25 protein-coding genes and 1 tRNA gene are annotated in these 22706 nt (G+C 65.2%); 17 read left to right on the plus strand and 9 right to left on the minus strand.

What is annotated here, in order from left to right:
• Positions 1–14: 14 nt before the first annotated feature.
• From U4960_RS15735 to U4960_RS15745, 3 genes are read right to left on the minus strand one after another with little or no spacing between them, the layout of a single operon-like run.
• Positions 15–1061 carry a homocysteine S-methyltransferase family protein gene (locus U4960_RS15735; RefSeq protein WP_324261549.1) on the minus strand — a complete coding sequence of 349 codons (1047 nt, stop codon included), beginning with the start codon at positions 1059–1061 and terminating at the stop codon, positions 15–17.
• Positions 1058–1978 carry a methylenetetrahydrofolate reductase [NAD(P)H] gene (metF, locus tag U4960_RS15740; protein WP_324261550.1) on the minus strand — a complete coding sequence of 307 codons (921 nt, stop codon included), beginning with the start codon at positions 1976–1978 and terminating at the stop codon, positions 1058–1060. Before metF ends, U4960_RS15735 begins: the two co-directional genes overlap by 4 nt.
• A complete protein-coding gene (locus tag U4960_RS15745) occupies positions 1971–2981 on the minus strand; it encodes an ArsR/SmtB family transcription factor (protein WP_324261551.1) in 1011 nt (336 codons plus the stop codon). Before U4960_RS15745 ends, metF begins: the two co-directional genes overlap by 8 nt.
• A 234-nt stretch (positions 2982–3215) precedes the next feature.
• Here U4960_RS15745 and secE point away from each other — a divergent pair, with 234 nt between their 5' ends.
• Positions 3216–3425, plus strand: coding sequence for a preprotein translocase subunit SecE (gene secE / locus U4960_RS15750; RefSeq protein WP_324261552.1), 210 nt, complete (start codon positions 3216–3218; stop codon positions 3423–3425).
• A 28-nt stretch (positions 3426–3453) separates the two neighbouring features.
• A complete protein-coding gene (nusG, locus tag U4960_RS15755; protein ID WP_324261553.1) occupies positions 3454–3990 on the plus strand; it encodes a transcription termination/antitermination protein NusG in 537 nt (178 codons plus the stop codon).
• A gap of 24 nt (positions 3991–4014) precedes the next feature.
• On the opposite strand, the gene U4960_RS15760 is transcribed toward nusG, so the two are convergent.
• Entirely contained in the window at positions 4015–4815 is an 801-nt protein-coding gene (locus U4960_RS15760) for a universal stress protein (RefSeq protein ID WP_324261554.1), read from the minus strand.
• A gap of 351 nt (positions 4816–5166) precedes the next feature.
• On the opposite strand from U4960_RS15760, the gene dgt reads away from it, so the two are divergent.
• A complete protein-coding gene (gene dgt / locus U4960_RS15765) occupies positions 5167–6447 on the plus strand; it encodes a dGTP triphosphohydrolase (protein ID WP_324261555.1) in 1281 nt (426 codons plus the stop codon).
• On the opposite strand, the gene U4960_RS15770 is transcribed toward dgt, so the two are convergent.
• The gene (locus U4960_RS15770; protein WP_324261556.1) at positions 6401–7135 is read right to left on the minus strand and encodes a hypothetical protein; all 735 of its coding nucleotides are present in this window, start codon (positions 7133–7135) and stop codon (positions 6401–6403) included. The two genes, dgt and U4960_RS15770, sit on opposite strands and share 47 nt — an antisense overlap.
• Positions 7136–7415: 280 nt before the next feature.
• Between U4960_RS15770 and U4960_RS15775 the strand changes: the two genes are divergently transcribed.
• The 3 genes from U4960_RS15775 to U4960_RS15785 all read left to right on the plus strand — a co-directional run bounded on the left by U4960_RS15775 (position 7416) and on the right by U4960_RS15785 (position 8972).
• Positions 7416–7628 carry a hypothetical protein gene (locus U4960_RS15775; RefSeq protein ID WP_324261557.1) on the plus strand — a complete coding sequence of 71 codons (213 nt, stop codon included), beginning with the start codon at positions 7416–7418 and terminating at the stop codon, positions 7626–7628.
• The gene (locus tag U4960_RS15780) at positions 7628–8233 is read left to right on the plus strand and encodes a hypothetical protein (protein ID WP_324261558.1); all 606 of its coding nucleotides are present in this window, start codon (positions 7628–7630) and stop codon (positions 8231–8233) included. Before U4960_RS15775 ends, U4960_RS15780 begins: the two co-directional genes overlap by 1 nt.
• 169 nt (positions 8234–8402) lie before the next feature.
• Positions 8403–8972: a hypothetical protein gene (locus U4960_RS15785; RefSeq protein ID WP_324261559.1), complete on the plus strand. Its 570-nt coding sequence runs from the start codon at positions 8403–8405 to the stop codon at positions 8970–8972.
• A 229-nt stretch (positions 8973–9201) separates the two neighbouring features.
• On the opposite strand, the gene U4960_RS15790 is transcribed toward U4960_RS15785, so the two are convergent.
• Entirely contained in the window at positions 9202–9702 is a 501-nt protein-coding gene (locus U4960_RS15790) for a hypothetical protein (protein ID WP_324261560.1), read from the minus strand.
• Positions 9703–9815: 113 nt separating this feature from the next.
• Between U4960_RS15790 and U4960_RS15795 the strand changes: the two genes are divergently transcribed.
• On the plus strand, positions 9816–9989 hold the full coding sequence (locus U4960_RS15795) for a hypothetical protein (protein ID WP_416379079.1): 174 nt from the start codon (positions 9816–9818) through the stop codon (positions 9987–9989).
• Positions 9990–10391: 402 nt separating this feature from the next.
• Here U4960_RS15795 and U4960_RS15800 read toward each other — a convergent pair.
• Positions 10392–10465 (minus strand) — tRNA-Gln (locus U4960_RS15800).
• Between the two features lie 164 nt (positions 10466–10629).
• Here U4960_RS15800 and U4960_RS15805 point away from each other — a divergent pair.
• Together U4960_RS15805 and U4960_RS15810 are read left to right on the plus strand one after the other, a co-directional pair.
• Positions 10630–11838 (plus strand): Ppx/GppA phosphatase family protein, encoded by a 1209-nt coding sequence (locus U4960_RS15805; protein ID WP_324261561.1) that lies wholly within the window; start codon positions 10630–10632, stop codon positions 11836–11838.
• Positions 11839–11880: 42 nt separating this feature from the next.
• Positions 11881–12558: an RlmE family RNA methyltransferase gene (locus U4960_RS15810; protein ID WP_324261562.1), complete on the plus strand. Its 678-nt coding sequence runs from the start codon at positions 11881–11883 to the stop codon at positions 12556–12558.
• Between the two features lie 18 nt (positions 12559–12576).
• Here U4960_RS15810 and U4960_RS15815 read toward each other — a convergent pair whose 3' ends face one another.
• Positions 12577–13236 carry a c-type cytochrome gene (locus U4960_RS15815; RefSeq protein ID WP_324261563.1) on the minus strand — a complete coding sequence of 220 codons (660 nt, stop codon included), beginning with the start codon at positions 13234–13236 and terminating at the stop codon, positions 12577–12579.
• A 187-nt stretch (positions 13237–13423) separates the two neighbouring features.
• On the opposite strand from U4960_RS15815, the gene U4960_RS15820 reads away from it, so the two are divergent.
• The 8 genes from U4960_RS15820 (at position 13424) to bla (ending at position 21533) form a co-directional block, all read left to right on the plus strand.
• A complete protein-coding gene (locus U4960_RS15820; protein ID WP_324261564.1) occupies positions 13424–14329 on the plus strand; it encodes a prephenate dehydratase in 906 nt (301 codons plus the stop codon).
• Positions 14330–14393: 64 nt separating this feature from the next.
• On the plus strand, positions 14394–15059 hold the full coding sequence (locus tag U4960_RS15825) for a hypothetical protein (protein WP_324261565.1): 666 nt from the start codon (positions 14394–14396) through the stop codon (positions 15057–15059).
• Positions 15056–16345, plus strand: a complete 1290-nt coding sequence (locus tag U4960_RS15830; RefSeq protein WP_324261566.1) for a DUF4350 domain-containing protein — start codon at positions 15056–15058, stop codon at positions 16343–16345. The genes U4960_RS15825 and U4960_RS15830 overlap by 4 nt, the downstream gene beginning before the upstream one ends.
• A gap of 2 nt (positions 16346–16347) precedes the next feature.
• Positions 16348–17304, plus strand: coding sequence for an AAA family ATPase (locus U4960_RS15835; protein WP_416379127.1), 957 nt, complete (start codon positions 16348–16350; stop codon positions 17302–17304).
• Between the two features lie 21 nt (positions 17305–17325).
• Positions 17326–18654: a DUF58 domain-containing protein gene (locus U4960_RS15840; protein ID WP_324261568.1), complete on the plus strand. Its 1329-nt coding sequence runs from the start codon at positions 17326–17328 to the stop codon at positions 18652–18654.
• On the plus strand, positions 18651–19733 hold the full coding sequence (locus U4960_RS15845) for a stage II sporulation protein M (protein ID WP_324261569.1): 1083 nt from the start codon (positions 18651–18653) through the stop codon (positions 19731–19733). The genes U4960_RS15840 and U4960_RS15845 overlap by 4 nt, the downstream gene beginning before the upstream one ends.
• Positions 19730–20632, plus strand: a complete 903-nt coding sequence (locus U4960_RS15850; protein WP_324261570.1) for an RDD family protein — start codon at positions 19730–19732, stop codon at positions 20630–20632. The genes U4960_RS15845 and U4960_RS15850 overlap by 4 nt, the downstream gene beginning before the upstream one ends.
• Entirely contained in the window at positions 20622–21533 is a 912-nt protein-coding gene (gene bla, locus U4960_RS15855) for a class A beta-lactamase (protein WP_324261571.1), read from the plus strand. The genes U4960_RS15850 and bla overlap by 11 nt, the downstream gene beginning before the upstream one ends.
• Positions 21534–21560: 27 nt before the next feature.
• Here the strand turns inward: bla and U4960_RS15860 are convergent, their stop codons facing one another.
• On the minus strand, positions 21561–22655 hold the full coding sequence (locus tag U4960_RS15860; protein WP_324261572.1) for an isoaspartyl peptidase/L-asparaginase family protein: 1095 nt from the start codon (positions 22653–22655) through the stop codon (positions 21561–21563).
• Positions 22656–22706 lie beyond the last annotated feature (51 nt).

Below are 22706 nucleotides of genomic sequence, written 5' to 3' on the forward strand. Positions count from 1 at the left end.
AAGGGGAGTGGGCTTCAGGCAGCCAACGTAAACGGTTCCAGCCCGGCCAGCCGCATCGCCGGGGCGACCTGCGGCAGCTGGCGCGGGGGAAGGCCCGCCACGGCGCGCGCCATTTCGGCGATGTGGGCCGGCGTCGAACCACAACAGCCGCCGAGCACGTTGACCTGCCCGGCGGCCGCCCATTCGCGCACCAGCGAGGCGGTCGTCTCGGGTTCCTCGTCATAGGCACCCAGCTCGTTGGGCAGACCGGCGTTGGGATAGACCATGATCAGGGCTTCCGCGATTTCGCTCAGGGAGCGCACATGGGGCCGCAGCTGGGCCGCGCCGAACGAGCAGTTCAGCCCCACCGTGAGCGGTTTTGCATGGCGCACCGCATACCAGAACGCCTCGACGGTGTGGCCCGACAGGTTGCGGCCCGACAGGTCGGTCAGCGTCATCGACAGCATCAGCGGCACGTCGCGCCCCAGTTCGCGCTCCAGCCGCTTCACCGCCATGATCGCGGCCTTGCAGTTGAGCGTGTCGAACACGGTTTCGACGAGGATGAAATCGGCACCGCCCTCGATCAGTGCGCCAGCCTGTTCGTGATAGACATCGACCAGGAAATCCCAGTCGATCTCGCGGAAACCTGGGTCGTTGACGTCAGGGCTCAAGGACAGGGTCTTGTTGGTCGGCCCGATCGAGCCGGCCACGAACCGCGGGCGTCCGTCGCGGGCAGCGAACTCGTCCGCCACCTTGCGCGCGATGGCGGCGCTGGACAGGTTGATGTCGCGCACCAGGTGCTCCGCGCCGTAATCCGCCTGGCTGATCCGGTTGGCCGAAAAGGTGTTGACCGAGGCGATATCCGCCCCGGCTTCGAAATAGGCGCGGTGGATGCCTTCGGGCACATCGGGCCGGGTCAGGGCAAGGATATCATTGTTGCCCTTCTGGTCGTGCGACAGGCCAAGGTTGCCGGCAAAGTCCTCTGCCGTCAGGCGCAAGGCCTGGATCTCGGTTCCGAACCCGCCGTCGTTGAGCAGGATTCGTCTGGCCGCTTCGGCCATGAACTGTTCGCGCGGGGTCATTGGCTGGCTTCCTTCGGGCGCAGGCCGAGCAGGTGGCAGATGGCATAGGCCAGCTCGGCGCGGTTGAGGGTGTAGAAGTGGAAGTCGCGCACGCCGCCCGCATAAAGGCGGCGGCACAGCTCTGCGGCGACCGTGGCGGCGACCAGCTGGCGCGTGGCCGGCCGTTCGTCGAGCCCCTCGAACAGCCCGTCCATCCATTCCGGGATCGCCGCGCCGCAGGCCCCGGCAAACTTTCGCGCTTGCGCCACGTTGGTCACCGGCAGGATACCGGGCAGGATCGGCGCGGTAATCCCCGCAGCCGCTGCCGCATCCCGGAAGCGGAAAAAGGTGTCAGCGGAAAAGAAGAACTGGCTGATCGCCTGGCTCGCCCCGGCATCCAGCTTGCGCTTCAGGTTGTCGAGATCGGCTTGCGGGCAGTCGGCATCGGGATGGGTCTCGGGATAGGCGGCCACGGAAATCCGGAAATCCGCCACCTCTTTCAGTCCTGCGACGAGCTCTGCTGCACTGGCATAGCCATCGGGATGGGGCACGAAAGCCGCACCGGGCTGGCCCGCATCGCCGCGCAGGGCCACGATATGTCGCACGCCAGCTTCCCAGTACTGTTCGGCAATGGCCCGGGTTTCGGCCTTGCTGGCATCGACGCAGGTCAGGTGCGCCGCTGCCGGGACGCTGGTTTCGCGGATGATCCGCGCCACGGTCGCGTGGGTCCGCTCGCGGGTCGACCCGCCCGCGCCGTAGGTGACCGAGACGAACTGGGGATGCAGCGGCAGCAACTCCTGCAGCGCGGCCCAGAGTTGCTCTTCCATCCGCGCGGATTTGGGCGGGAAGAATTCGAACGAAACGGCAATGTCCCCCGGCAGGCCGGAGAAGAGCGAGGTATCGTGCGCAGTGCGCGCTTCACTGGACTGATCAAGCATATCGGTTATCCGCCCCACCATTTCCGCTGGCCTTCCTGCCCGCCGGCACGGCGGCGCCGCGCCGCTGGCCCAGCCAGATCTTCACCACCAGTTCGCCCCCGTCCAGCGCGACCGGCGGCGCGGCGTCGAACCCGGCCTCGCCAAGCAGGGTAGCCATTGCTCCGTCGGTAAAGCCGAGCCGGGCATGGGCGTGGCGCTCGCGCAGTTCGTCATGCTCGTGCGCGGCAAAATCGACGATCGCGATCCGCCCGCCGGGCCGGGTCACCCGCGCCGCCTCGGTCAGCGCGGCCGAGGGATCGGGCGCGAAATGGAGAACCTGATGCAGCAGGACCGTATCGAAGCTCTGCGCCGGGAACGGCAGGGCAGCAAAGTCACCCTGGACCAGTTCGACCGTGTCAGCCGGCAACCGCTGCAACTTGGCCCGCGCCACCCGCAGCATGTCGAGGCTCTTGTCGAGTGCCACCATCCGGTCAGCCTGCTCGGCAAACAGCTCGGCCATGCGCCCGGTCCCGGTGCCGATGTCGAGCATGGCCCCGAGCGGTTCGCTGGCAAGCAAGGTCAGCAGCCGCTCTTCAACCAGGCTGTCGGGGCTGTGGAGCTGACGAAGCTCGTCCCATTCTTCGGCATGGCGGGCGAAATAGGCTTCGGCACTGCGCTGGCGGGCGGCGCGGATCACTGCCAGCTGGTGCCGGTCATCCTGGCACAGGGCAGCAAAACCGGGATCTTCGGCCTCGGCCGTGGCCAGCAGACGCGCCACCGCAGCGCCGACCGGGTCCTGCCGCGCCTCGCCGATGGCGCTGCGCAGGAACACCCAGCTGCCCTCGCGGTGCCGCTCCGCCAGACCGGCATCGCACAGGATGCCGACATGACGCGACACCCGCGGCTGGCTTTGGCCCAGCACCTGCGCCAGTTCGCCCACCGCCAGTTCCATGGCAGAGAGCAGCCGCATGATCCGCAGCCTGGTCGGGTCGCCGAGCGCCCGCATGATCGTTTCGATCCGCATGAATGGTGCATATAAAGATATTTTTATATGTGCAAGCGTCGTTCATTCACGGCGTGGCCGGGGCTGCTGCTGCGCGGCCGGGAGCGCACGCTTGCTTTTGGCTTGCTTGCACCTTAAATGCGCCGGTGTCTTCCGACATTGGAAAGCCACCCAGCCCCTCCCGGACCTAGACCGGGGCGGCGATGGCCCCATCCCGGAAGCGACGGCAAATTCTAGAAGGCAAGGGGTCATCACATGGCCGAAGAGAGCAAGAGCAAAACCTCCCCGGCGGAATTTCTCCGGCAGGTGCAGGCCGAAGGCCGCAAGGTCGTCTGGCCGACGCGCGAGGAAACCGTGCGCACTTCGATCTTCGTGTTCATCATGATGATCGTCCTCTCGCTGTTTTTCCTCGGAGTCGATTCGGCTTTCGGCGCGGTCGTGCGCTGGCTGATCTCGCTCGCCTGACAACAACATTCCGGACACGGGACTATCCATGGCACGCTGGTACATCATCCACGCCTACTCGGGCTTCGAAAACAAGGTCCGCGAATCGATCATGAGCGAGGCCGAACGGCTCGGCCTGAGCGAGGCGATCGAGGACGTGCAGGTCCCGACCGAGACCGTGACCGAGGTCAAGCGCGGCAAGAAGGTCCAGGTCGAACGCAAGTTCATGCCGGGCTACGTGCTGGCCAAGCTGAAGCTGACTGACGATGTCTATCACCTGGTCAAGAACACCCCCAAGGTGACCGGCTTCCTCGGCGCGGGGAACAAGCCTCAGCCGATTTCCGACCGCGAGGCGGCCCGCTACTTCGGCGGCGTCGAAGAAGCCAAGTCGGCCCCCAAGCGCGAAGTGCAGGTGGAGTACGACATCGGCGACCAGGTCAAGGTCAACGCCGGACCGTTTGCCAGCTTCAACGGCGTGGTCGAGGAACTCGACTTCGACAAGCAGCGGGTCAAGGTCAGCGTCTCGATCTTCGGCCGCGCCACCCCGGTGGAACTCGGCTTCGAGGAAGTCGAACTGGTCAAATAAGGCACCCGGCGCTGCTGCCCGGCGTCAGTGCGCCAGCAGCAGCGGGATGCTTGCCGTATTCAGCAGGTCGTGGGTGGCTCCGCCAAACACCGTCTCGCGCAGGCGGCTGCGGCCATAGGCACCCATCACCACCATCGCGGCCTGCATCCGCTCGGCTTCCCGTGCAATGATCACGGCGGCCGATTCGCGGGAATCGACCGTTTCCAGCCTAGCCGTGATGCCGTGGCGGGCCAGGTAGTCCAGCGCCGCATCATCGGGCAGCCGCCCTTCGTCCGGCCCCACGCGCAGCACCATGACCTGCCGCCCCGCCAGCAGGGGCGTGGCCGAGCGCAGCGCAGCGGCAGCTTCGTCGCTGCCATTCCACGCCACCAGCACCGGACCGGACAGATCAAGCTCCCCGCCATCCTCAGGCAGCGCCAGCACCGGCACCCGGGCGGCCAGAGCCACGTCGCCGGCCAGCATGGCATCGGGCATGACACCGCCCTTGCCCGGCAAGCCAACCAGCACGACATCGGCCAGCGCGGCAGCGTCGGCAAGCGCGCCGGCCGCCTCATTCTGCACCGTGACCAGATCCCACGGAACATCGCTTGCCGCCATGTTCTCCGCCAGTCTTGCTGCCAGCGCTGCATCGCGTGTCTTGGCTTCGGCGAAGGCCTCGGCAGCCAGATAAGTACCGCCGAACGGGTCCATCGCCACAAAGCGCTGGAACGGCGAGTTGACGAGGACCGTGACATGGCCGCCGCAGCGCCGGGCGAGACCCCGGGCCGCCGCCAGCCGCCCCTCTGCGCCCGGACCGTGATCGGCGTGAACCAGTATGACCTTCATCGCATCTCTCCCTGCTGATCGAAGCGGGGAGAGTTTCGGACGGCACGCCGCGCGCCGCAATGACATGGATCAAACTTCAGGGTCGGGAAATGACGGCCCAATCTAACGATGTTTGCAGCTTGACGAGCGCGCAAGAAAAAATTCCAGTCTATTTGGGCAAAGAGATGCCGGAACGCCAAGCTAAAGTTCGCTCATTGTGAGGCAGGTGCAAATGAATCCGTAAAATACGACTTCACGCTCCCGCTCTCTCCCTCAGCTACACCATAAACAATGCCGTGCCGCCTACTTGCCTAGCCGCATCCATTTGTTAGGCTATCACTCAGGCTTAAGGATCGGAATTAGGGCGGCGATATGGAATGGGAGAAGCTGCTTTGCGGCGAACGACTCGGTGATAGCAGGTACGAGCAAAAGCCTGACCGCTCGATCTTCGTCCAGGACCATGACCGCATCGTCTTTTCGGCGCCTTTCCGCCGCCTCGCCAACAAAACGCAGGTCCAGCCCCTCTACGAACACGACCATGTCCACCATCGACTGATCCACTCCGTAGAGGTCAGTAGCGTCGGCCGTTCGCTGGCAATGCGGATCGGCGCCTGGCTCGAAGAGACCGGCCGGATCGAGCCCGGAGTGTCGAGCGACCTCGCAAGCATCGTCCAAGCGGCGTGCGCTGCCCACGACATCGGCAATCCGCCGTTCGGCCATTCGGGTGAGAAGGCTATGGGCGACTGGTTCGCCGAGCGCTTCGCCAATCCGAAAGGAATCATGGCGGACGTCGAGGAACCACATAGGGCCGAGTTCATCGAATTCGAGGGGAACGCGCAGGGCTTCCGCATCATCACTCGGCTGGAGATGTACCGCAATCAGGGCGGCATGCGGCTCTCAAAGGCTATGCTAGGCGCTTTCACAAAGTACCCCGTCTCCGCGGCGGTCCAGGCAGCCATCGTGGGCAGCGGAAAGGCCCCTTACATCGGATTGAAGAAGTTCGGCCTATTCCGCTCCGAGGTCGACCTGTTCCTCGACGCGGCCACCACGCTTGGCCTTCCCCGCCAGACCCACGAGTCCGGGACTTGGTGGAAGCGGCATCCGTTGGTGTTCATCGTCGAGGCCGCGGACGACATCTGCTACAACATTGTCGATCTGGAGGACGCGTTCACCACCGGGGAGCTCCCCTTTGAGACCGTCAAGCTGCTTCTCCTTAAAGCAACGGGTAATTCCAACAAGGATGCCTCCGGTCTGAACCAGGCGGAGCACATAGCCATGTTGCGAGCCGTGAGCATCGGTGCGGCCGTCAACAGCTGCCTCGAGGCATTCAAGACCAACTACGATGCGATCATGAAAGGCGAATTCTCGGGCTCGCTGTGCGGATCCGGTCTAATGGGCTCCGTCTTTGACGAAATGAAGACGCTCTCGAGGGACGAAGTGTTCACGGCTCGCCGGAAGACTGAGCTAGAGGTGTCGGGCCGCCGCGTGATCCAGAACGTAATGTCCGGCGTCATTCCAGTCTTCGAGGATCTAGCGAGTGCTGACTGGAGGGTCGAAAAGCTCAAGCCCCATAACGTCCAACTAATGCGGGCGCTTGATCTGGACATCAGGCACGTCGGCGACGCCGATCGGCCCACACTCGCCCCTTCATGATCAGACGATGGACAGCAGCGCGCGCGCGACAGGTGTTAACCGGATCGAGCGCGCGGATGAGCTCGCCGTAGGTAGTTTCGGCGGTCTCGGTAGCGAGCTCCTCGAAACGCGGCATCAAATCGTCAATATGAGCGGCGCGATCGAAATAAATGTTTGCGACATTGACCTGCCGCTCGCCTGATCCCTTAATCTGATCGAGCGTCCATGGGCTAAACTGCCAACCAAGGCGCGACAGCGTCAATTTTACGGCTTGCAGCTTGGCTTGGTAATCCGATTTTGCGAAATCGGCCGATGAGCGTTTAATTTCGCGGATGTGGACTGATCCGTCCCGCGTTACGTACACCACGTCGCAGATCCAAGATGCGAGCTTGCCTGCCACAGGCAACTCGATTCGGAACGGCTGAAACTGGTAAAAGTTGATATCGGGGTCGGTGGCGCAACGCATCATCGCGGGGCCTTCGGCAATGCCTTCAGTGGGCTGCCCGAACCGCATCTGTGGGTCGCGCCGCATCGCAATGACGTGACGGTGCACCGAGCCAATCAATCGCCGGACCGCCCCACCACGGCTCGAAACGAACATGTTGGCAATCGGCTCGCCATCATGTGACCGCCGCTCTTGCGGGCGCAAAAGGCGCGCGTCGACGGCTCCGGTGCCACGGTTTGCAGGGCAGGATGAGACGGCGAGCATCTATCAGCCCACCAGGCTGCGAATGCTTGTCGCAAACTGGCTATTCAGGATCCAAGCGAATCCAGCCCGAGCGGCAATACCCACGTAGCAGACGTCGCACGACAGCGTAGCATCGGGTGAGAGCGCGGATTTTCCTTGGTGCCACGCCCAGAGACGCAGCATGTGATGCTTAAACCGTTCCATAAACCGGGTCACTACACACGTTTTGATAAAGGTGTCAATACGGTATTGCATAACTGTGCCGACCCGACTATATCAAGCTCCTAATGGAGTCTTAAGCATGGGTCGCTTCACGGTTTACTTGATGGGGTGCGCGGAGGGCCTGCCGGTGGAGCTCGATGCCACGTCGGTGCACGATATCGAACAAGGTATCAGGGGGAGCCGCTTCATCGCAGGTGAACTCATCGATGTTCCCAATAGCGATGGGGTATTCGTCAATAGGGCTGCACTGATCCCCATCTCACGCCTACGAATGATATTGGAGGACGACTGATGACGCCGTTAGAGGATTGGCTTCAACCAGCTAGCATTGAGTTCGCCGTCTACACTCCGGGCGATCTAGAACGGGTAAGTGGCCTCAGCGGGGAAATGCAGCGTGTGTGGAGACGTCGAGGCCATCTTCCGTCTCCGGACAGCGGACACGCTCGGTTCACAGGTCTCGAGGTGCTCGAGATCACAATACGGACTGCTCTAAGTAAGGCGGGCATACCCCCAAGCGAAACAGAAATCGACCTTACATCCGCCACCAAAGCGGCCATGTACTATGCAGTGTTCAGCCACGGAGCAGTTGAAGTCATTGGTCCGACATCAAAAGTGGACCATTTTTTGAACGTATTCGAAGAAAATGGCGAACTCGGCCTGCGACTTGTCGGCAATCCGCCAGCGTCACCATTTTTTGTAATGAACGATAAACGAGAATCGCGAATCGTAGATAACGCTGACGACTTGATTCTCGATCACGAAGAACTGAACCTCGTCTATAACTTACGAAGTCTTGGAGAAAGATTGGTTGAGCGAGGCCGCAAACCGATTATCGTCGTTACATGGCCGAACGAATCAAATGAACGCTTCAAGCGGCGACTCACAAATCTGATTTAAAAATATCATCTTCAACCTTTAGGGCATTGACTTTTCCGATAAGTTTCTTTATAATAGTAGGCCTATCCAGTCATCAAACCTCGCCTATGTGCAGTTTGTACTTCGGATTGTGGCGCGGAAGCTATGTTTCGTTGCCTGGCTCCATCCAATTTTTCTTTGGGAATCTTCCATGACAAAGTTTGTCGTCCAGCAGCAATTGCTGGGTCTATCCGCTTGTCAGCGCTTGTGCGGGACCTCGTCGGCCGAAACCGAAAAGTTGGCCTGGCAGGCGGGCTGGCGCGGCTTACCGGGACAATCGATGCAGCCCCCCCTCGGCACCGTGATCAACATGATGGTGCTGTCCATCGGCAGGAGCAACGGCGTTGAACTAGATGCAATGGGTGCTTGGCTGCCGCGCTTGCGAGATGAAGCAGTATTGAAATTGGCGGCGGAAGCCACCAATTGGTCATTTAACGGATCTGACGACGACCAGCGAGATTTTTGGCCTTTGCTGTACGGGGATGATAAACTGATTCGTTCTAGAATTGGCTCACTTCTCGGTTGTTACTCGGACAACCCAACTCGGCAATTGCGCGTCCACTCCCAGCGAGACGTAGAACATCTTTCATATCTTCAGGTGGAACGAGGGCTGAACTCTGGGCGGCCTCCGCTTTTCACGATTGACGCACACGATATTGCTCGGCAGGTTACGTGTAACAGTAGTGCACCGTTCTTTACCGCCAAGTCCGTACAGATCTAAGCGCAGCACTCTATGTACTAGCCACACGACGCTTCGCCTCCATGCAGCACCACGGCGCTCCATGGCGGGAGGTCTAAAAGACGCGTGCCCCCGGCATTGACCCGAATCCTCCGGTCGTCCCACCGCAATGCTGATTCAGCGCAGTCAGTGCCACCACTTACATACCCTCAGCTCCCATTTAATGGCCGACAATAACCGTGAGGGTTCCGCCACATCAGTGAGGATTGCATTAGCGACGAGAATGCAATGGCTCGCCCTTTCTCAACTGCAATCGCACCAGCATGGCTCTAGCCAGGCTAGGTGATATGCGGCGATGCAGGGACCAAAGTTCCTCTGTGTGGCAATTGCCCACGCGCCGCCCGCTGCCACACGGGCAGGGCCAATGTCCTTTTGGCCAGGGCTGACGCAGCAACCGCAAATAATAGAGAATGTCCTTCCGCCGGTTGGCGATGCCCAAGGCATCGGCATAGGCTTCTTCCATGCCCGCCATTCCATGTGCACGCTCACCAAACGGCCAGCTGCCGGTCTTCTCGAACCAGAACTGACCGAGGAAATACTCGCGCAAGGGACCGGCTAGATAAGCCGCAAATCCGGTATTGTCGGCTGTAGCCAACCAGTTTTCCCAGACCGTCACGCAGCAATCGCCTTCACCGTTGATATGGTGGTCGAGATCTCGGGTGACACGCCCGCCGGTCTCGAAAACGCGCGGTTCGACGCGCGGGTAGGTCACCGACCATTCCGGGTGAGCAGGCACCTGCGCCTGCTACCCCCACACCTTCCGAGCGCAATCCGACCCGGTTCAGTGGCGTAGTGGCAATTTCGGCCGACCGTCCAGCTCGCGACATGCATCAGATTGTCGAGGCGATTGTTGAGCAACTGACCACGCTTCCCGGTAGCAAGGTAACTTTGCGTCTCGAGATCGATGCTGAAGTGCCGAGCGGATTGGACCGCGCTAAAGTCCGCACCCTCATTGAAAATGCGAACACTCTGGGGTTCTCCGAAAGGTCAGTAGAATGACGAGGTGCACGCAGGCAGCCGAAAGTCAGCCCAGATTGACTTTCAGAAACCATCCGATGGTCGTCATTGCCAAGGGACCAAAATCTTTGAGGCTAGCATAGCTTGCACTAGGTCACGTCCATCGGCAGAGATGGCGTATCGATGCACGGAAGCGATTGTTCCGCTTTCCGCCGCTGTTGCCCTAGACCCCATAGCCCAGCGAATATCGGATTTTTGCGTCGGCGCTGGCCTATTTGCACAGCAAACGCGGGACAAGGTTGATACCGCATTCGCCTCTATCGGACGCAGTTAAAGCCTAAGGGAGGCCCAGCAGGGCTATTCTGCCCTGAAGTGAGCGCCGCTGCGGCAATTGCAGAATTAACTTGTGCCGGCCCATACAGTTAACTTGGGCCGTCAGGAAAATGGATGCCCCGCAAGGATTCGAACCTTGATTGACGGAGTCAGAGTCCGCTCTCTTACCATTAGAGGACGGGGCACCAGGCAGCGGGCATGGCCCGGCTGCGAGCGGCGCACATAGGTTTGCCGCGGCATGAGGTCAAGGCTTGCGATGGCTGCAGCACTTGCTCCTTTGCCGGTCCATCGCTAGCATCGCTGCCAGGTCCTCGCGGTATCATCTGCGAGAGGATAGGAAAATATTGATATGGCGGATACTTTTCCGCCGGACAGAAACACAAGGGCTGGCCACACCCGGGGCGACAAGTCCGGCAAAGTAGCCGATTTTCGCTACAAGCGCCCTGCGCAGCCCGAACGACGCAATGGCAAAGGTCCGCTTGCGGACGCCAGCAATGGTGGCCCGGGCAAGCGCGGCTGGGATGCCCCTGCCAACGGCGATCAACGCTATCACCAGGCCTATGCGGCGCTCGATCTGGGCACCAACAACTGCCGCCTGCTGATCGCCCGCCCTTCCGGCGAACATTTTACCGTGATTGACGCGTTCAGCCGGGTCGTCCGGCTCGGCGAAGGCCTGGCCCAGTCAGGCCGGCTCAGCGACGAGGCAATGGAGCGGGCAATGGGCGCGCTGCATATCTGCGCCGAGAAGTTGCGGCGGCGCAATGTCCGCCTCGCCCGCTCGGTCGCCACCGAGGCCTGCCGCAGGGCGGTCAATGGCGCCGAATTCATCGACCGCGTGCGGCGCGAGACCGGGCTGGTGCTCGACATTATCAGCGCCGAGGAAGAAGCGCGGCTGGCGGTGCTCGGCTGCCATATCCTGCTGGAAGAGGGCGAAGGACCGGCGCTGATCTTCGACATCGGCGGAGGCTCGACCGAACTGGTGCTGGTCGAACCCGAAGGGCGTGTGCCGCGCATCCTCGACTGGCAGAGCGTGCCCTGGGGCGTGGTCTCGCTGACCGATACCGTCGGCCGGGTGGAAGGCCCGCGCGAACGCCGCACTGCTGTCTACGCCGAGATGCGGCGGGTCGTCAGCGAAAGCTTCGCCCCCTTTGCTGCCCGCATCGCCGGGACGGCACGACACGCCGCCACCAAGCGTCTGCTCGGCACCAGCGGCACGGTCACCACTCTGGCCAGCCTGCACCTCGAACTGCCGCACTATGACCGGCGCGCGGTCGATGGCCTGATCCTGCCGGCATCCGCCATGCGCACGGTCAGCGCCCGGCTTGCCGAGCTTTCGCATGATGACCGCAGCAAGCTGCCCTGCATCGGCAGCGATCGCGCCGAACTGGTGGTGGCTGGCTGCGCCATCCTCGAATCGATCATGGACGTGTGGCCGGCCGACCGCCTGGGCGTGGCCGACCGGGGCATCCGCGAAGGCATCCTGCGCAGCCTGATCGCCACTGATATAGCGGGCGAGGAAAGCCGCCGCGCCCTGATCGAACGAAGGCCAGTCCAATGATCTGCACCCAATGATCTGCATCCTATCCGCCAAGGCCCGTTCATGACCCGCGCAGGCCGCGACCCCGGCAAACGGGTCAAGACCGCGCGCGGGCGGACTGCGTCATCGGTCCGCTGGCTGGAGCGACAGCTCAACGACCCCTACGTCAAGCAGGCCAAGGCGGACGGGTATCGCAGCCGCGCCGCCTACAAGCTGATCGAGCTCGACGAGAAGTTCAACCTGCTCAAGGGTGCCCTGCGGGTGGTCGATCTGGGCGTGGCGCCGGGCGGCTGGGCCCAGGTGGTGCGCAAGCTGGCTCCGCGCGCGGCCGTGGTCGGGATCGACCTGCTACCGGTCGAGCCGATTGACGGCGTGACGTTGCTCGAAATGGATTTCATGGCCGATGCCGCGCCCGCTGCGCTGACCTCTGCACTTGACGGGCCGCCCGACCTGATCCTGTCGGACATGGCGGCCAATACCGTCGGCCACAAGCAGACAGACCATCTGCGGACGATGGGTCTGGTCGAAGCCGCCGCCTGGTTCGCGGTCGAGAATCTCGAGGCGGGCGGCGCATTCGTCGCCAAGGTGCTGGCAGGCGGGACCGATGCCGACCTGCTTGCCCTGCTGAAGCGGCACTTCCGCACCGTCAAGCACGCCAAGCCGCCCGCGAGCCGCAAGGGTTCGTCCGAATGGTACGTGATCGCTCAGGGGTTCAAGGGGCTCCAGGAACCCCCGGCCTGACCTTTATCCCGGCCCGGATTACTCGGCCGCAGGCGCCTCTTCGGCAGCCGGGGCCACTTCGGCAGCGACGGCATCAGCGCCTTCGGCTGGCGTGCCTTCGGCCGGCGCCTCGCCCTCGAGTGCCGGCTCGGCGGCCGCTGCTGCGGGAGCGGGCAGCGGCAGGTTGGAGCCAAGGCTGTTGAGGTAAAGGATGATGCTGGCGCGGGCGTTGTCGTCCTTCAGGCCGGCAAAGCCCATCGTGGTGCCGGCAGCAAACTGCTTGGGGGCCAGCAGCCAGGAATTCATCGCTTCCCAGGTCCAGTTGCCGCCCTTGCCGGAAAGATCGGCGCTGTAGTTGAAGCCGGCCGCGTGCTTGCCGATCGGCAGGCCCATCACGCCGTAGAGATTCGGGCCGGTGCCATTGGCCCCGCCCTGATTGAAGGTGTGGCAATTGCCGCAACGCGCCGCAGCCTGCTGCTCGCCCAGGGCAACATCGGCGCTGGCGAGGATCGTGCCGAGATCGACCACGGCCTCGCCCGCATCGGCGCCGCCGTCAACATCCTCGATCGGGTAACCGCCAGCTTCCACCGAGTGCGGATTGCCCGCTTCGAAGTACATCCCGCTGGCAATCGAGGCACCAAGCCCCACGATCCCGGCAAAAAGGGCCCAGCCGGCGGCGGTGTTGAAGCGGTCGTCCATGCGTCGAAATCCGGATATAGCTAGCGGTTGATTTTCGCGCGTCGCTTTAGGGGGGCAAGGGCGCGGGTGCAATAGCCGCAATTGCATCGCGCGTTGACAGCAATGCACCATTGCCGCGCGCGCGGCAGACGGTTAGGCGCTCTGACCAGTTAGGCGCTCTGGCCAGATAGACATCGACTGGATGACAATGAGCTTTCCCGGACCCGCGCTCGCCATGGTCGAACGGATGCAGGCCGCCGCCGCCGCCGACCCTGCGCGCGCCATTGCCTTCCAGGGCTCGCCCGGTGCCAATTCGCACCGAGCCGCGACCGAGGCCGCGCCCGATTACCTGCCCCTGCCCTGCTTCAGCTTCGAAGACGCGCTGGAAGCGGTCAAGGATGGCCGGGCCAGCTGCGCCATCATCCCGATCGAGAACAGCCAGCATGGCCGGGTGGCCGACATCCATTTCCTCCTCCCCGAAAGCGGCCTGTCAATCGTGGGCGAGCATTTCATGCCAATCAGCCATGCGCTGATGGCCCTGCCCCATCCGGACGGCAGCTTCGGGCCGTTCTCGGCTGCCTACAGCCACCCGCAGGCGCTGGGCCAGTCACGCCATTTCCTGCGCGAGCGGGGCATCGTCCCGCTCAGCCATGCCGACACCGCCGGGGCCGCCGCCTATGTCGCCGAGCGGGGCGATCCGGGCGTAGCAGCCATCGCCCCGCCCCTCGCCGCCGACCTCTATGGCCTGACAATCGTCGAGGACCGGGTGGAGGATGCGGCCGACAACATGACCCGCTTCGTCATCCTCGCGCGCGAACCACGCGAGCCCGCCTCACTCGGCAGCGAAGCGGCGATGACCACCTTCGTGTTCGAAGTGAAGAACATCCCGGCCGCGCTCTACAAGGCGCTGGGCGGGTTCGCGACCAACGGGGTCAACATGACCAAGCTGGAAAGCTATCAGAAGGGTGCCAGCTTCTCGGCCACCATGTTCTACGCCGATATCGTCGGCAGTCCGGGCGATCCGGCGATTGACCGGGCGCTGGAAGAGCTGGCCTTCCATTGCAAGGAACTGCGGGTGCTCGGCACCTACCGCCAGGCCCGCCAGCGGGGATAGACCAGCGCGGCTGGAAAAGTCCTGCCGCTTGCGCCAGTTGGCGCGCTCTGTCACCAGTGCAGTCGTGACGAGGGGCGCAGCGCAACCGGCGGTCGAAACCGCAGAGGCACCGGCGGAAGGCTGGAGCGCGATCCGCGCCGACGATTCGATCCAGTTCGCCCCGGTCGAAATGCCGCAGCAGCCCGCGCCGCAAACGCCGGACTGGCTGGACACACTGTTCCGCTGGCTGGGCGACTTGCTGGCGCCGCTGGGGCAAATGCTCGGCCTGTCGTGGCCGACGCTCAAATGGATCCTGATCGGGCTGGCGGTGGCAGGGGTTCTGCTGCTGCTCTGGCGCCTGCTTGCCCCGGTGCTGCAACGTCCCGCGCGAGCAGCGGGGGATGACGAGGCCTGGACGCCCAGCCGCAGCGATGCATTGGCACTGCTCGAAGAAGCGGACCGGCTGGCGGCGGAAGGCCAGTTTGACGAGGCCACCCACCTGCTGCTGCGCCGCAGCGTGGGGCAGATTGCCGCCGCCCGCCCGGACTGGGTCGAGCCGTCCAGCACGGCGCGCGAACTGGCCGCCCTGCCCGCCCTGCCCGATGCCGCACGCGCTGCCTTCCGGGTGATTGCGGAACGGGTCGAGCGCAGCCTGTTCGCGCTGCGCCACCTGAGGCGGGAAGACTGGGAAACGGCGCGCGCCGCCTATGCCGAATTTGCGCTGCAGAGACTGCCGGGGCGCGGCCAATGAACGCCGCGAACGCCCGCACCTTCGATCCGAAAGTCGTGCTCGGGATGGTGCTGTTCGGCGCGCTCGCCTTTCTCGCCATGCTCTGGTTCATTGGCGCGGGCGAGACCGGTCGCGGCGACAACAATGGCGGCGGCCATGCTGCGGCCCGTGGCCTGAACGGCTTTGCAGCGCTGGCGGGGCTGGTGGAGGATGAAGGCATCACCGTCACGCTGGGCCGCAACACCGGCAAGCATGAAACGGCCGACCTGCTGGTCCTGACGCCGCCGCACGCGCTCGATCCGGAAGACTTGCGGGCGATCCTTGATGCCCGGCGATACGCCGGGCCGACCATGGTCGTGCTGCCCAAGTGGTACGCATCGGAGGTTCCGCCCGAGGCCAATGCGGATGCCGAGCCGGGCTGGGTGGTCCTGGCCGGAGCGAGCGAACCGACGTGGCTGGCCGAGCTTGGCGATCCCTACCCGAAGGTGGCGGAAGTCGGGGAGATCAGCGGCAGCGGCCCCCACTGGAGGGGCCTGGGCTATTCAGGCCGCCTGCCGGACCCGGGGTCGGTGCAGTCATTGGGCAGCGGCGCGCTGGTGCCGCTGGTGCTGGATCGCAATGGCCGCATCCTGGCCGGATACCTGGCCGATGACGGCTATTACCCCGTGCTCGACCAGGCTGCCGGGCGGAGCCCGCCCGATACCGAATCGCTCGACGAAGAGAAATGGGGGGTGATCGTGGTGGCCGAACCCGATCTCCTGAACAACTGGGGCATGGCTGACCGGACCCGTGCCAATCTCGCGCGCGACCTTGTCTGGCTGGCGATGGAGGGGGAGGAACTGGGCGTCACCTTTGACCTGACGCTCAATGGCATCGGCCAGACCCGCAACCTGCTGACCCTGGCCTTTACCCCGCCCTTCCTGGCCGCCACACTGTGCCTGCTGCTGGCCATGCTGGTGGTCGGCTGGCGCGCCTTCCGGCGGTTCGGCCCCCCGATCGCAGAGGACCGTGCGATTGCATTCGGCAAGGCGCGGCTGGTTGCCAACAGCGCCGGGTTCATCCAGCGGGCCGGCCGGGTCCATCTGCTTGGCCCGCCCTTCGCCGCGCTGGTGGCGGCACGGATCGCGCGCCTGCTGCGGCTGCGCCAGGCCGACGAGCGGAGCATCGACGAGGCCCTCGAGCGCCGCCAGCGGGGCGGCCCTACGTTCAGCGCCAGCGCCGACCGGCTGCGGGCCGCCCGATCCCGGCACGAACTCCTGCGCGCGGCGCGCGCCCTGAAAGACATCGAAAGGAACCTCACCCCATGACCATGACCCTCGACGACGTTCGCGCAATGGCCGGCGCGATCCGCGCCGAAGTCGGCAAGGCGATCGTCGGCCAGGATGGAATCGTCGATCACCTGCTGGTGGCCCTGCTGGCTGAAGGCCACGTGCTGCTGGAAGGCCCGCCGGGCACCGCCAAGACATTCCTGGCGCAGTGCTTCGCCACCACTCTGGGGCTCGATTTCGGGCGGATCCAGTTCACGCCCGACCTGCTCCCGGGGGATATCCTCGGCTCCAACCTGTTCAATTTCCAGACCAGCCAGTTCACCCTGACCCGCGGGCCGATTTTCTGCGACCTGCTGCTGGCGGACGAGATCAACCGCACCCCGCCCAAGACCCAGGCCGCGCTGCTCGAGGCAATGCAGGAACGCCGGGTCACGCTCGATGGCGAAACCCATGCCCTGCCTTCGCGCTTCATGGTGGTGGCGACCCAGAACCCGATCGAGAACCAGGGCGTCTATCCCCTGCCCGAAGCCCAGCTGGACCGGTTCCTGTTCAAGCTGCTGGTCCAGTATCCCAGCCTCGAGGAGGAGGCGAAAATCGTCACCCGCTTCGGCCAGCGGCACGGGCCTTCACGCGCCGCCGATCTGGGCGTGGGCGCGGTGGTCAATGCTGCCCGGCTGGAGGCCGCCAGCGCCGCGCTGGGCCAGGTGACCGTAGCGCAGGAAATCGTCGACTATGTCGTGCGGCTGGTGCGGGCCACGCGCGAACATGGCGAAATCGCCAGCGGCGCCAGCCCGCGCGCGGCCGTGCTGCTGGCCGGGGCCGCCCGCGCCCGGGCGGCGCTGGAAGGGCGCGACTACGTGATCCCTGACGACGTCAAGGCGCTCGCCACCTCCGTCCTGCGCCACCGCCTGACCCTGAGCCCGGCGGCCGAGATCGAAGGCCGCGCGATCGAGGCGCTGGTGGCCGAGCTGGTCGACAGCACCGAAGCCCCCCGATAGCACGCTGGTGAGGATGCAGGCTTGACCTTTCCCGTCGTCCCCACTGGCCGGGCCGCATGGCTGGTCGCGCTGGCCGCGCCGGTGGCGCTGGTCATTGCGGCGGCGGTGCCGGGGGCATGGATCGTGGCCCCGGCAGCGGGCGCGGCCCTGCTGGTGCTGGTGCTGCTTGATGGCCTGCTGGCAGGACGGCTTGACGATTGGCAGTTGATCGCACCCGCCGATGCGGAAGTGGGCGAGCCGGTGACGATCCGCATCCTGACCGGGATTGCCGCACGCGCCGGCACCAGCCCGGTCGAGGCCGCGCTGGCCTGCGACCCGCGCCTGGCCGAGGGCGGGGCGTTGTCCTTCACCCTGAGCCCGGATGACGCCGGCACCGCCTGGCAGGGCGAGGTCGCAACCCGGCCCAGGCGGCGCGGCACTGGGGCGATCTCAGGCCTGTGGCTGCGCTGGAGCGGGCCGCTGGGGCTGGGTGCGCGGCAGGTCAGCCTGGGCGTAGACCACAGCGTGCGGATCTGGCCCGATCTTGCTCCGGTCCGCAGCCCGGAGCTGCAGTTTTTCCTGCGCGATGCCCAGTTCGGCCTGATCGCCCGCCGCATCCGCGGGGAAGGCACCCAGTTCGAAGCGCTGGCCGAATACGAAGCCGGGATGGACCGGCGCCGGATCGACTGGAAGGCCAGCGCGCGCCACACCCGGCTCTATGCCCGCGAAAACGAGAGCGAGCGCAACAACCAGATCGTGTTCGCGTTCGACTGCGGGCAGGCGATGTGCGAGCCGGTGGACGGTCTGCCCCGGATTGACCGGGCGGTTACCGCCGCGCTGACCGCCGCCTATGTCGCACTCAAGGGCGGTGACCGGGTGGCCCTGTTCGGATTTGCCCGCAAACCCGAAGTGATGACGCCGTTCGTGGCCGATGCACGCGCATTCCACCAGCTCCAGTCCGCCGCGGCCGGGCTCGACTATCATGCCGAGGAAGCCAATTTCGTGCTCGCCCTCGCCACTCTGGCAGCCCGCTTGCAGCGCCGCTCGCTGGTGGTGCTGTTTTCCGATTTTACCGACCCGACCGGGGCGGAGCTGATGATCGAGAGCGTCGGGCGGCTGGTGGAGCGGCACCTGGTGCTGGTGGTGACGATGGAAGACACCGAGCTGGCCCAGCTCCAGTCGGCCGAGCCCGAGACGGTGGGTGATATCGCCATAGCTGTCACTGCCGACACGCTGGCCCGCCAGCGCGCGCTGGTGCTGCAGCGGCTGCGCGCACTCGGGGTCGATGTGCTCGAAGCGCCATACCAGCAGATCGGCTACCGGCTGATCGACCGTTACCTCGAAATCAAGCGCAAGGGGGCGATCGGATGAAGACGCCCGTGCTCGGATCGCTGCTCGGCCGCAAGGAACTGGCCGCCGCGCCGCCCGATGTCGCGGCGGCGGCCCTGCGGTCCGACCGCTTCCGGCTGGAGCGCGAGCAGGACTGGGCGCGGCTCGAAGCCATGCTGACCCGGATCGAGAAGGGGCGCCTGCGCGGCCTGTCGGACGAAGACGTGCTGGCCCTGCCCACGCTCTATCGCACCGCCGCCTCCAGCCTCGCCGTAGCGCGCGAGACCTCGCTCGACGCGGCGACGCTCGCCTATCTGGAGGCGCTGGTCCAGCGCGCGTGGTTCCAGGTCTATGGCCCGCGCGAAGGCGTGACCGCCTGGCTACGCCGGTTCCTGGGCGGCGACCTGAGCAAGGCGGTGCGCGAAATCTGGCTCGACAGCTGCATCGCGCTGTTCGTGATGGTGATGGGAACGGTGGCTGGGTGGCTGCTCGTGGCGCGCGATCAGGAATGGTATTTCTCGCTGGTGCCGACCCAGTTTGCCGACACCCGCGTGCCCGGTGCCAGCCGCGAGGTGCTGCTCGAAACGCTCAAGGTGGAGGACAGCACCGGCGGGCTGACCGCGTTTGCCGCGCAGCTGTTCCAGAACAACGCGGGCGTTTCGATCCTCGCCTTCGCGCTTGGCTTTGCCTTCGGGGTGCCGACCCTGCTGCTGCTGGTCCACAACATGGCGGTGCTGGGGGCGATGCTGTGGCTCTATCACGATGCCGGGCTGCTGCTGCCGTTCCTCGCCTGGCTGGGCGTGCATGGCACGACCGAGCTGTTCGCCATCCTGCTGGCCGGGGCAGCGGGCCTGCACATCGGGCGCAGGATGGCCTTTCCGGGCCGGCGCAGCGTCATGGCAGCAGCAGCCGAGGCAGGCCGGCGCGGGGCGCAGGTCATGGTCGGCGTGGTGCTGATGCTGGTGTTCGCCGCCCTGCTCGAAGCCTTTCCGCGCCAGCTGGCCGGAACCGAGACCCGCGCCATCGTGGGCCTGTTCATGCTGGTGTTCTGGCTGGTCTATTTCTACGCCTTCCACGGCCGCGACCGTCAGGCCATCCGCGCCCAGGGCACCGCGCCATGAGCGCCGCTTACGTCGACAAGCGCCAGCGTGAGCTGGTCACCCCTGAAGGGATCGCACTGCCGTTCCGGATCGCCAGCCGGGGGGCCCGGGCCGGGGCGCTGATCCTCGACATGGTGATCCTGTTCATGTCAGCATTGCTGGTGACCCTGCTGCTGATCTACCTCGCCAGCGGGCTGTTCAGCCTCGACGCTGAGATCGACCAGGCCGGCGCGGGCGAATTCCTGCTGGTGATCTGGACCCTGTTCTGGTTCTTCCTGTGGAACGGCTATTTCATCGTCATGGAACTGGGCCCGCGCGGCGCAACCTTCGGCAAGCGCGCGGTCGGCATCCGGGTCGCCGCGCGTGACGGCGGACGGCTGACTGCCGAAGCCGTGCTGGCGCGCAACCTGCTGCGCGATATCGAACTGTTCCTGCCGCTGGTGCTGCTGATGGTCGCGCCGAGCGGCGACGCGGGCAACGCCGGGATGGCGGCAACGCTGTGGTTCCTCGTCTTCATGCTGTTCCCCTTCTTCAACCGCGACGCGTTGCGCGCTGGCGATCTAGTGGCGGGCACCTGGGTGGTCGATGCCCCGCGCACCCGGCTGGCCGATGCCCTGTCCACCCAGGGGGCCATGCGGGACCACGCCAGCGCCGTCACCGGCGCCGCCTACCGCTTCGGAGCCGAAGAGCTTTCGATCTACGGCGAGTACGAATTGCAGACGCTGGAGCGGGTCCTGCGCGAAGGCCGGCCGGAAGCCATGGCGGCAGTGCATCAGGCAATCTGCCGCAAGATCGGCTGGGAACCGGGCGCAGGCGACGAGCGTGCCTTCCTCGAGGCGTTCTACGCCCAGTTGCGCGCCCGGCTGGAAGGCGGCATGCGGTTCGGCAAGCGCAAGAAGGACAAGCACGATGACCAATGACGAGGTCTTGCTCGGCCGGCGCCAGTTGCTGGCGGGTGCGGGGGCATTCAGCCTCGCCGCCTGCGTGCCGGTGTCGCCCACGATCGCCAACCGCTATGCCCTGCGCCTGCGGATCATCGAGGCAGGCGCGAACGGCGTGCTGGGGGCGAGCTTCCATGACACCGGCACCGGCGAGACGGTGAGCCACAATGGTTTTGCCCGGTTTCCCCATGCGTCTTCGTTCAAGCTCTCACTGGCGGCCATGGTGCTGGCCCGCGACCGGGCCGGGGTGATCGACGCTGACCGGCTGGTGCGCTGGACCCGGGCCGACCTGATGTCATACTCGCCCTTCACCACCGAGAGGCTGGAGCAAGGGGCGACCTTGCGCGAACTGGCGCGGGCGACCCAGACGACCAGCGACAATGCCGCTGCCAACGCCCTGCTGCGCGAACTGGGCGGGCCGGAAGCGCTGACCGCGTTCTGGCGCAGCCTGGGTGACGAGACCAGCCGCCTCGACCGGATCGAGCCCGAGCTCAACCTGGTCCCGCCCGGCGATCTGCGCGACACGACCACGCCCGATGCCATGGCCCGCACCGTGGCCGCGCTGCTCTATGGCCCGGTGCTCGACGCCCCGCGCAAGGCGGAGCTGCGCCAGTGGCTGATCGAGACCCGCACTGGTCTGGACCGGGTCCGGGCAGGCCTGCCGCCGGAATGGCCCGCGGGCGACAAGACCGGCACCTCGCTCGCGCCGGGCATGGGCAGCGTCTATGTCGACGTCGGCTTCGTCGAACCGGCGGGCCGCGCACCGATTACCTTCGCGGTCTATTTCCGCGCGGCGCAGCAGCACCTGCGGATGGACCCGGCCGCGCTGGCGGCGATGGCGGAAACGGGCCGGGTGCTGGCGCAGTTCGCGCGGGGCTAGAAGGTCCGGCGAATACCGGAACAAGGCTCAGTGATCGGGTGTGGCCGAAGGCTTGCCCTCACCGCCGAAGATCGCCACTTCGTTCACGCCGGCGCTGGTCGCCCGCCCGCGATACATCCCGCTGGTGTTGAAGCTGAAGATCGCATAGCCTTCCGGCGTGACGAGGATCACCCCGCCGTCGCCGCCCAGTTGCTTCACATCGGCCATGACAGCATCGGCGAAGTACTGGGCTTCAACCGTCTTGACGACCGGATCGGTTTCCATCCCTGCCGCCAGGACATCCAGCACTTCCTGCCGGGCACGCAGCCGCGCGCAGATTTCGTGCGCCACGCCCACGCGGATGAAGTACTCGCCCCACCCCGTAGCCGAAACTGCGCAGCTGCGGTTGTCGGCATAAGTGCCAGCTCCAATGATCGGCGCATCGCCCACCCGGCCCCAGCGCTTGCCGGTCATCCCGCCGGTCGAGGTCGCCGCCGCAAGATTGCCTTGTCTGTCCAGCGCCACCGCACCGACCGTGCCGAACTTGTGATCGACATCGAGCGCGGAGAGCTGCTTCGCCTTCATCCGCTCCAGCGCCTCGCGCCGCGCCGGGGTGGCGAAGTATTCGGGCGGGGTCACGGCAAAGCCCTTCTCCACCGCGAAGGCCTCAGCGCCTGCACCCATCAGCATCACGTGCTCGCTCTGGGTGCGGACCGTGTCGGCGAGCAGGATCGGATTCTTCACCGTCTTCACCCCCGCCACCGCGCCCGCACTCCGGTCGCGCCCGTCCATGATCGAGGCGTCGAGTTCGTTCGTCCCCTCCCAGGTAAACACCGCGCCCTTGCCGGCGTTGAACAGCGGCGAATCCTCCATGATGATGACCGCCGCCTTGACCGCATCGATCGCGCTGCCACCTTCAGCCAGCACCCTGGCCCCGGCATCGAGCGCGGCCTGCAGCGCAGCCTCGTATTCGGCCCGGCGTTCCGGCGTCATCGCCGTCTTGTCGAGCGTGCCCGCCCCGCCGTGGATGGCGAGCGACCACCTGGGCATTTCAGGGGCGGCCTCCTCGGCCATGGCCGGCGCAGCGAACAGGGCAAGGATGGTGGCGAGCAGCGTGCGGCCGGTATTCATGGTCTTGTTCATGGCCTTGGGCTAGCATGCCTGCCTGCCCATGCGAAGCGGGCTTGCGCATGG

The organism is Altererythrobacter sp. H2 (genome assembly GCF_035319885.1).
GTDB lineage: Bacteria > Pseudomonadota > Alphaproteobacteria > Sphingomonadales > Sphingomonadaceae > 34-65-8.

Bases quoted from the DNA above. Each gene is read 5' to 3' on its own strand.
- U4960_RS15735 (WP_324261549.1), bottom strand. From the start codon at position 1,061: ATGACCCCGCGCGAACAGTTCATGGCCGAAGCGGCCAGACGAATCCTG.
- metF (WP_324261550.1), bottom strand. From the start codon at position 1,978: ATGCTTGATCAGTCCAGTGAAGCGCGCACTGCGCACGATACCTCGCTC.
- U4960_RS15745 (WP_324261551.1), bottom strand. From the start codon at position 2,981: ATGCGGATCGAAACGATCATGCGGGCGCTCGGCGACCCGACCAGGCTG.
- secE (WP_324261552.1), top strand. From the start codon at position 3,216: ATGGCCGAAGAGAGCAAGAGCAAAACCTCCCCGGCGGAATTTCTCCGG.
- nusG (WP_324261553.1), top strand. From the start codon at position 3,454: ATGGCACGCTGGTACATCATCCACGCCTACTCGGGCTTCGAAAACAAG.
- U4960_RS15760 (WP_324261554.1), bottom strand. From the start codon at position 4,815: ATGAAGGTCATACTGGTTCACGCCGATCACGGTCCGGGCGCAGAGGGG.
- dgt (WP_324261555.1), top strand. From the start codon at position 5,167: ATGGAATGGGAGAAGCTGCTTTGCGGCGAACGACTCGGTGATAGCAGG.
- U4960_RS15770 (WP_324261556.1), bottom strand. From the start codon at position 7,135: ATGCTCGCCGTCTCATCCTGCCCTGCAAACCGTGGCACCGGAGCCGTC.
- U4960_RS15775 (WP_324261557.1), top strand. From the start codon at position 7,416: ATGGGTCGCTTCACGGTTTACTTGATGGGGTGCGCGGAGGGCCTGCCG.
- U4960_RS15780 (WP_324261558.1), top strand. From the start codon at position 7,628: ATGACGCCGTTAGAGGATTGGCTTCAACCAGCTAGCATTGAGTTCGCC.
- U4960_RS15785 (WP_324261559.1), top strand. From the start codon at position 8,403: ATGACAAAGTTTGTCGTCCAGCAGCAATTGCTGGGTCTATCCGCTTGT.
- U4960_RS15795 (WP_416379079.1), top strand. From the start codon at position 9,816: ATGCATCAGATTGTCGAGGCGATTGTTGAGCAACTGACCACGCTTCCC.
- U4960_RS15805 (WP_324261561.1), top strand. From the start codon at position 10,630: ATGGCGGATACTTTTCCGCCGGACAGAAACACAAGGGCTGGCCACACC.
- U4960_RS15810 (WP_324261562.1), top strand. From the start codon at position 11,881: ATGACCCGCGCAGGCCGCGACCCCGGCAAACGGGTCAAGACCGCGCGC.
- U4960_RS15815 (WP_324261563.1), bottom strand. From the start codon at position 13,236: ATGGACGACCGCTTCAACACCGCCGCCGGCTGGGCCCTTTTTGCCGGG.
- U4960_RS15820 (WP_324261564.1), top strand. From the start codon at position 13,424: ATGAGCTTTCCCGGACCCGCGCTCGCCATGGTCGAACGGATGCAGGCC.
- U4960_RS15830 (WP_324261566.1), top strand. From the start codon at position 15,056: ATGAACGCCGCGAACGCCCGCACCTTCGATCCGAAAGTCGTGCTCGGG.
- U4960_RS15835 (WP_416379127.1), top strand. From the start codon at position 16,348: ATGACCCTCGACGACGTTCGCGCAATGGCCGGCGCGATCCGCGCCGAA.
- U4960_RS15845 (WP_324261569.1), top strand. From the start codon at position 18,651: ATGAAGACGCCCGTGCTCGGATCGCTGCTCGGCCGCAAGGAACTGGCC.
- U4960_RS15850 (WP_324261570.1), top strand. From the start codon at position 19,730: ATGAGCGCCGCTTACGTCGACAAGCGCCAGCGTGAGCTGGTCACCCCT.
- bla (WP_324261571.1), top strand. From the start codon at position 20,622: ATGACCAATGACGAGGTCTTGCTCGGCCGGCGCCAGTTGCTGGCGGGT.
- U4960_RS15860 (WP_324261572.1), bottom strand. From the start codon at position 22,655: ATGAACAAGACCATGAATACCGGCCGCACGCTGCTCGCCACCATCCTT.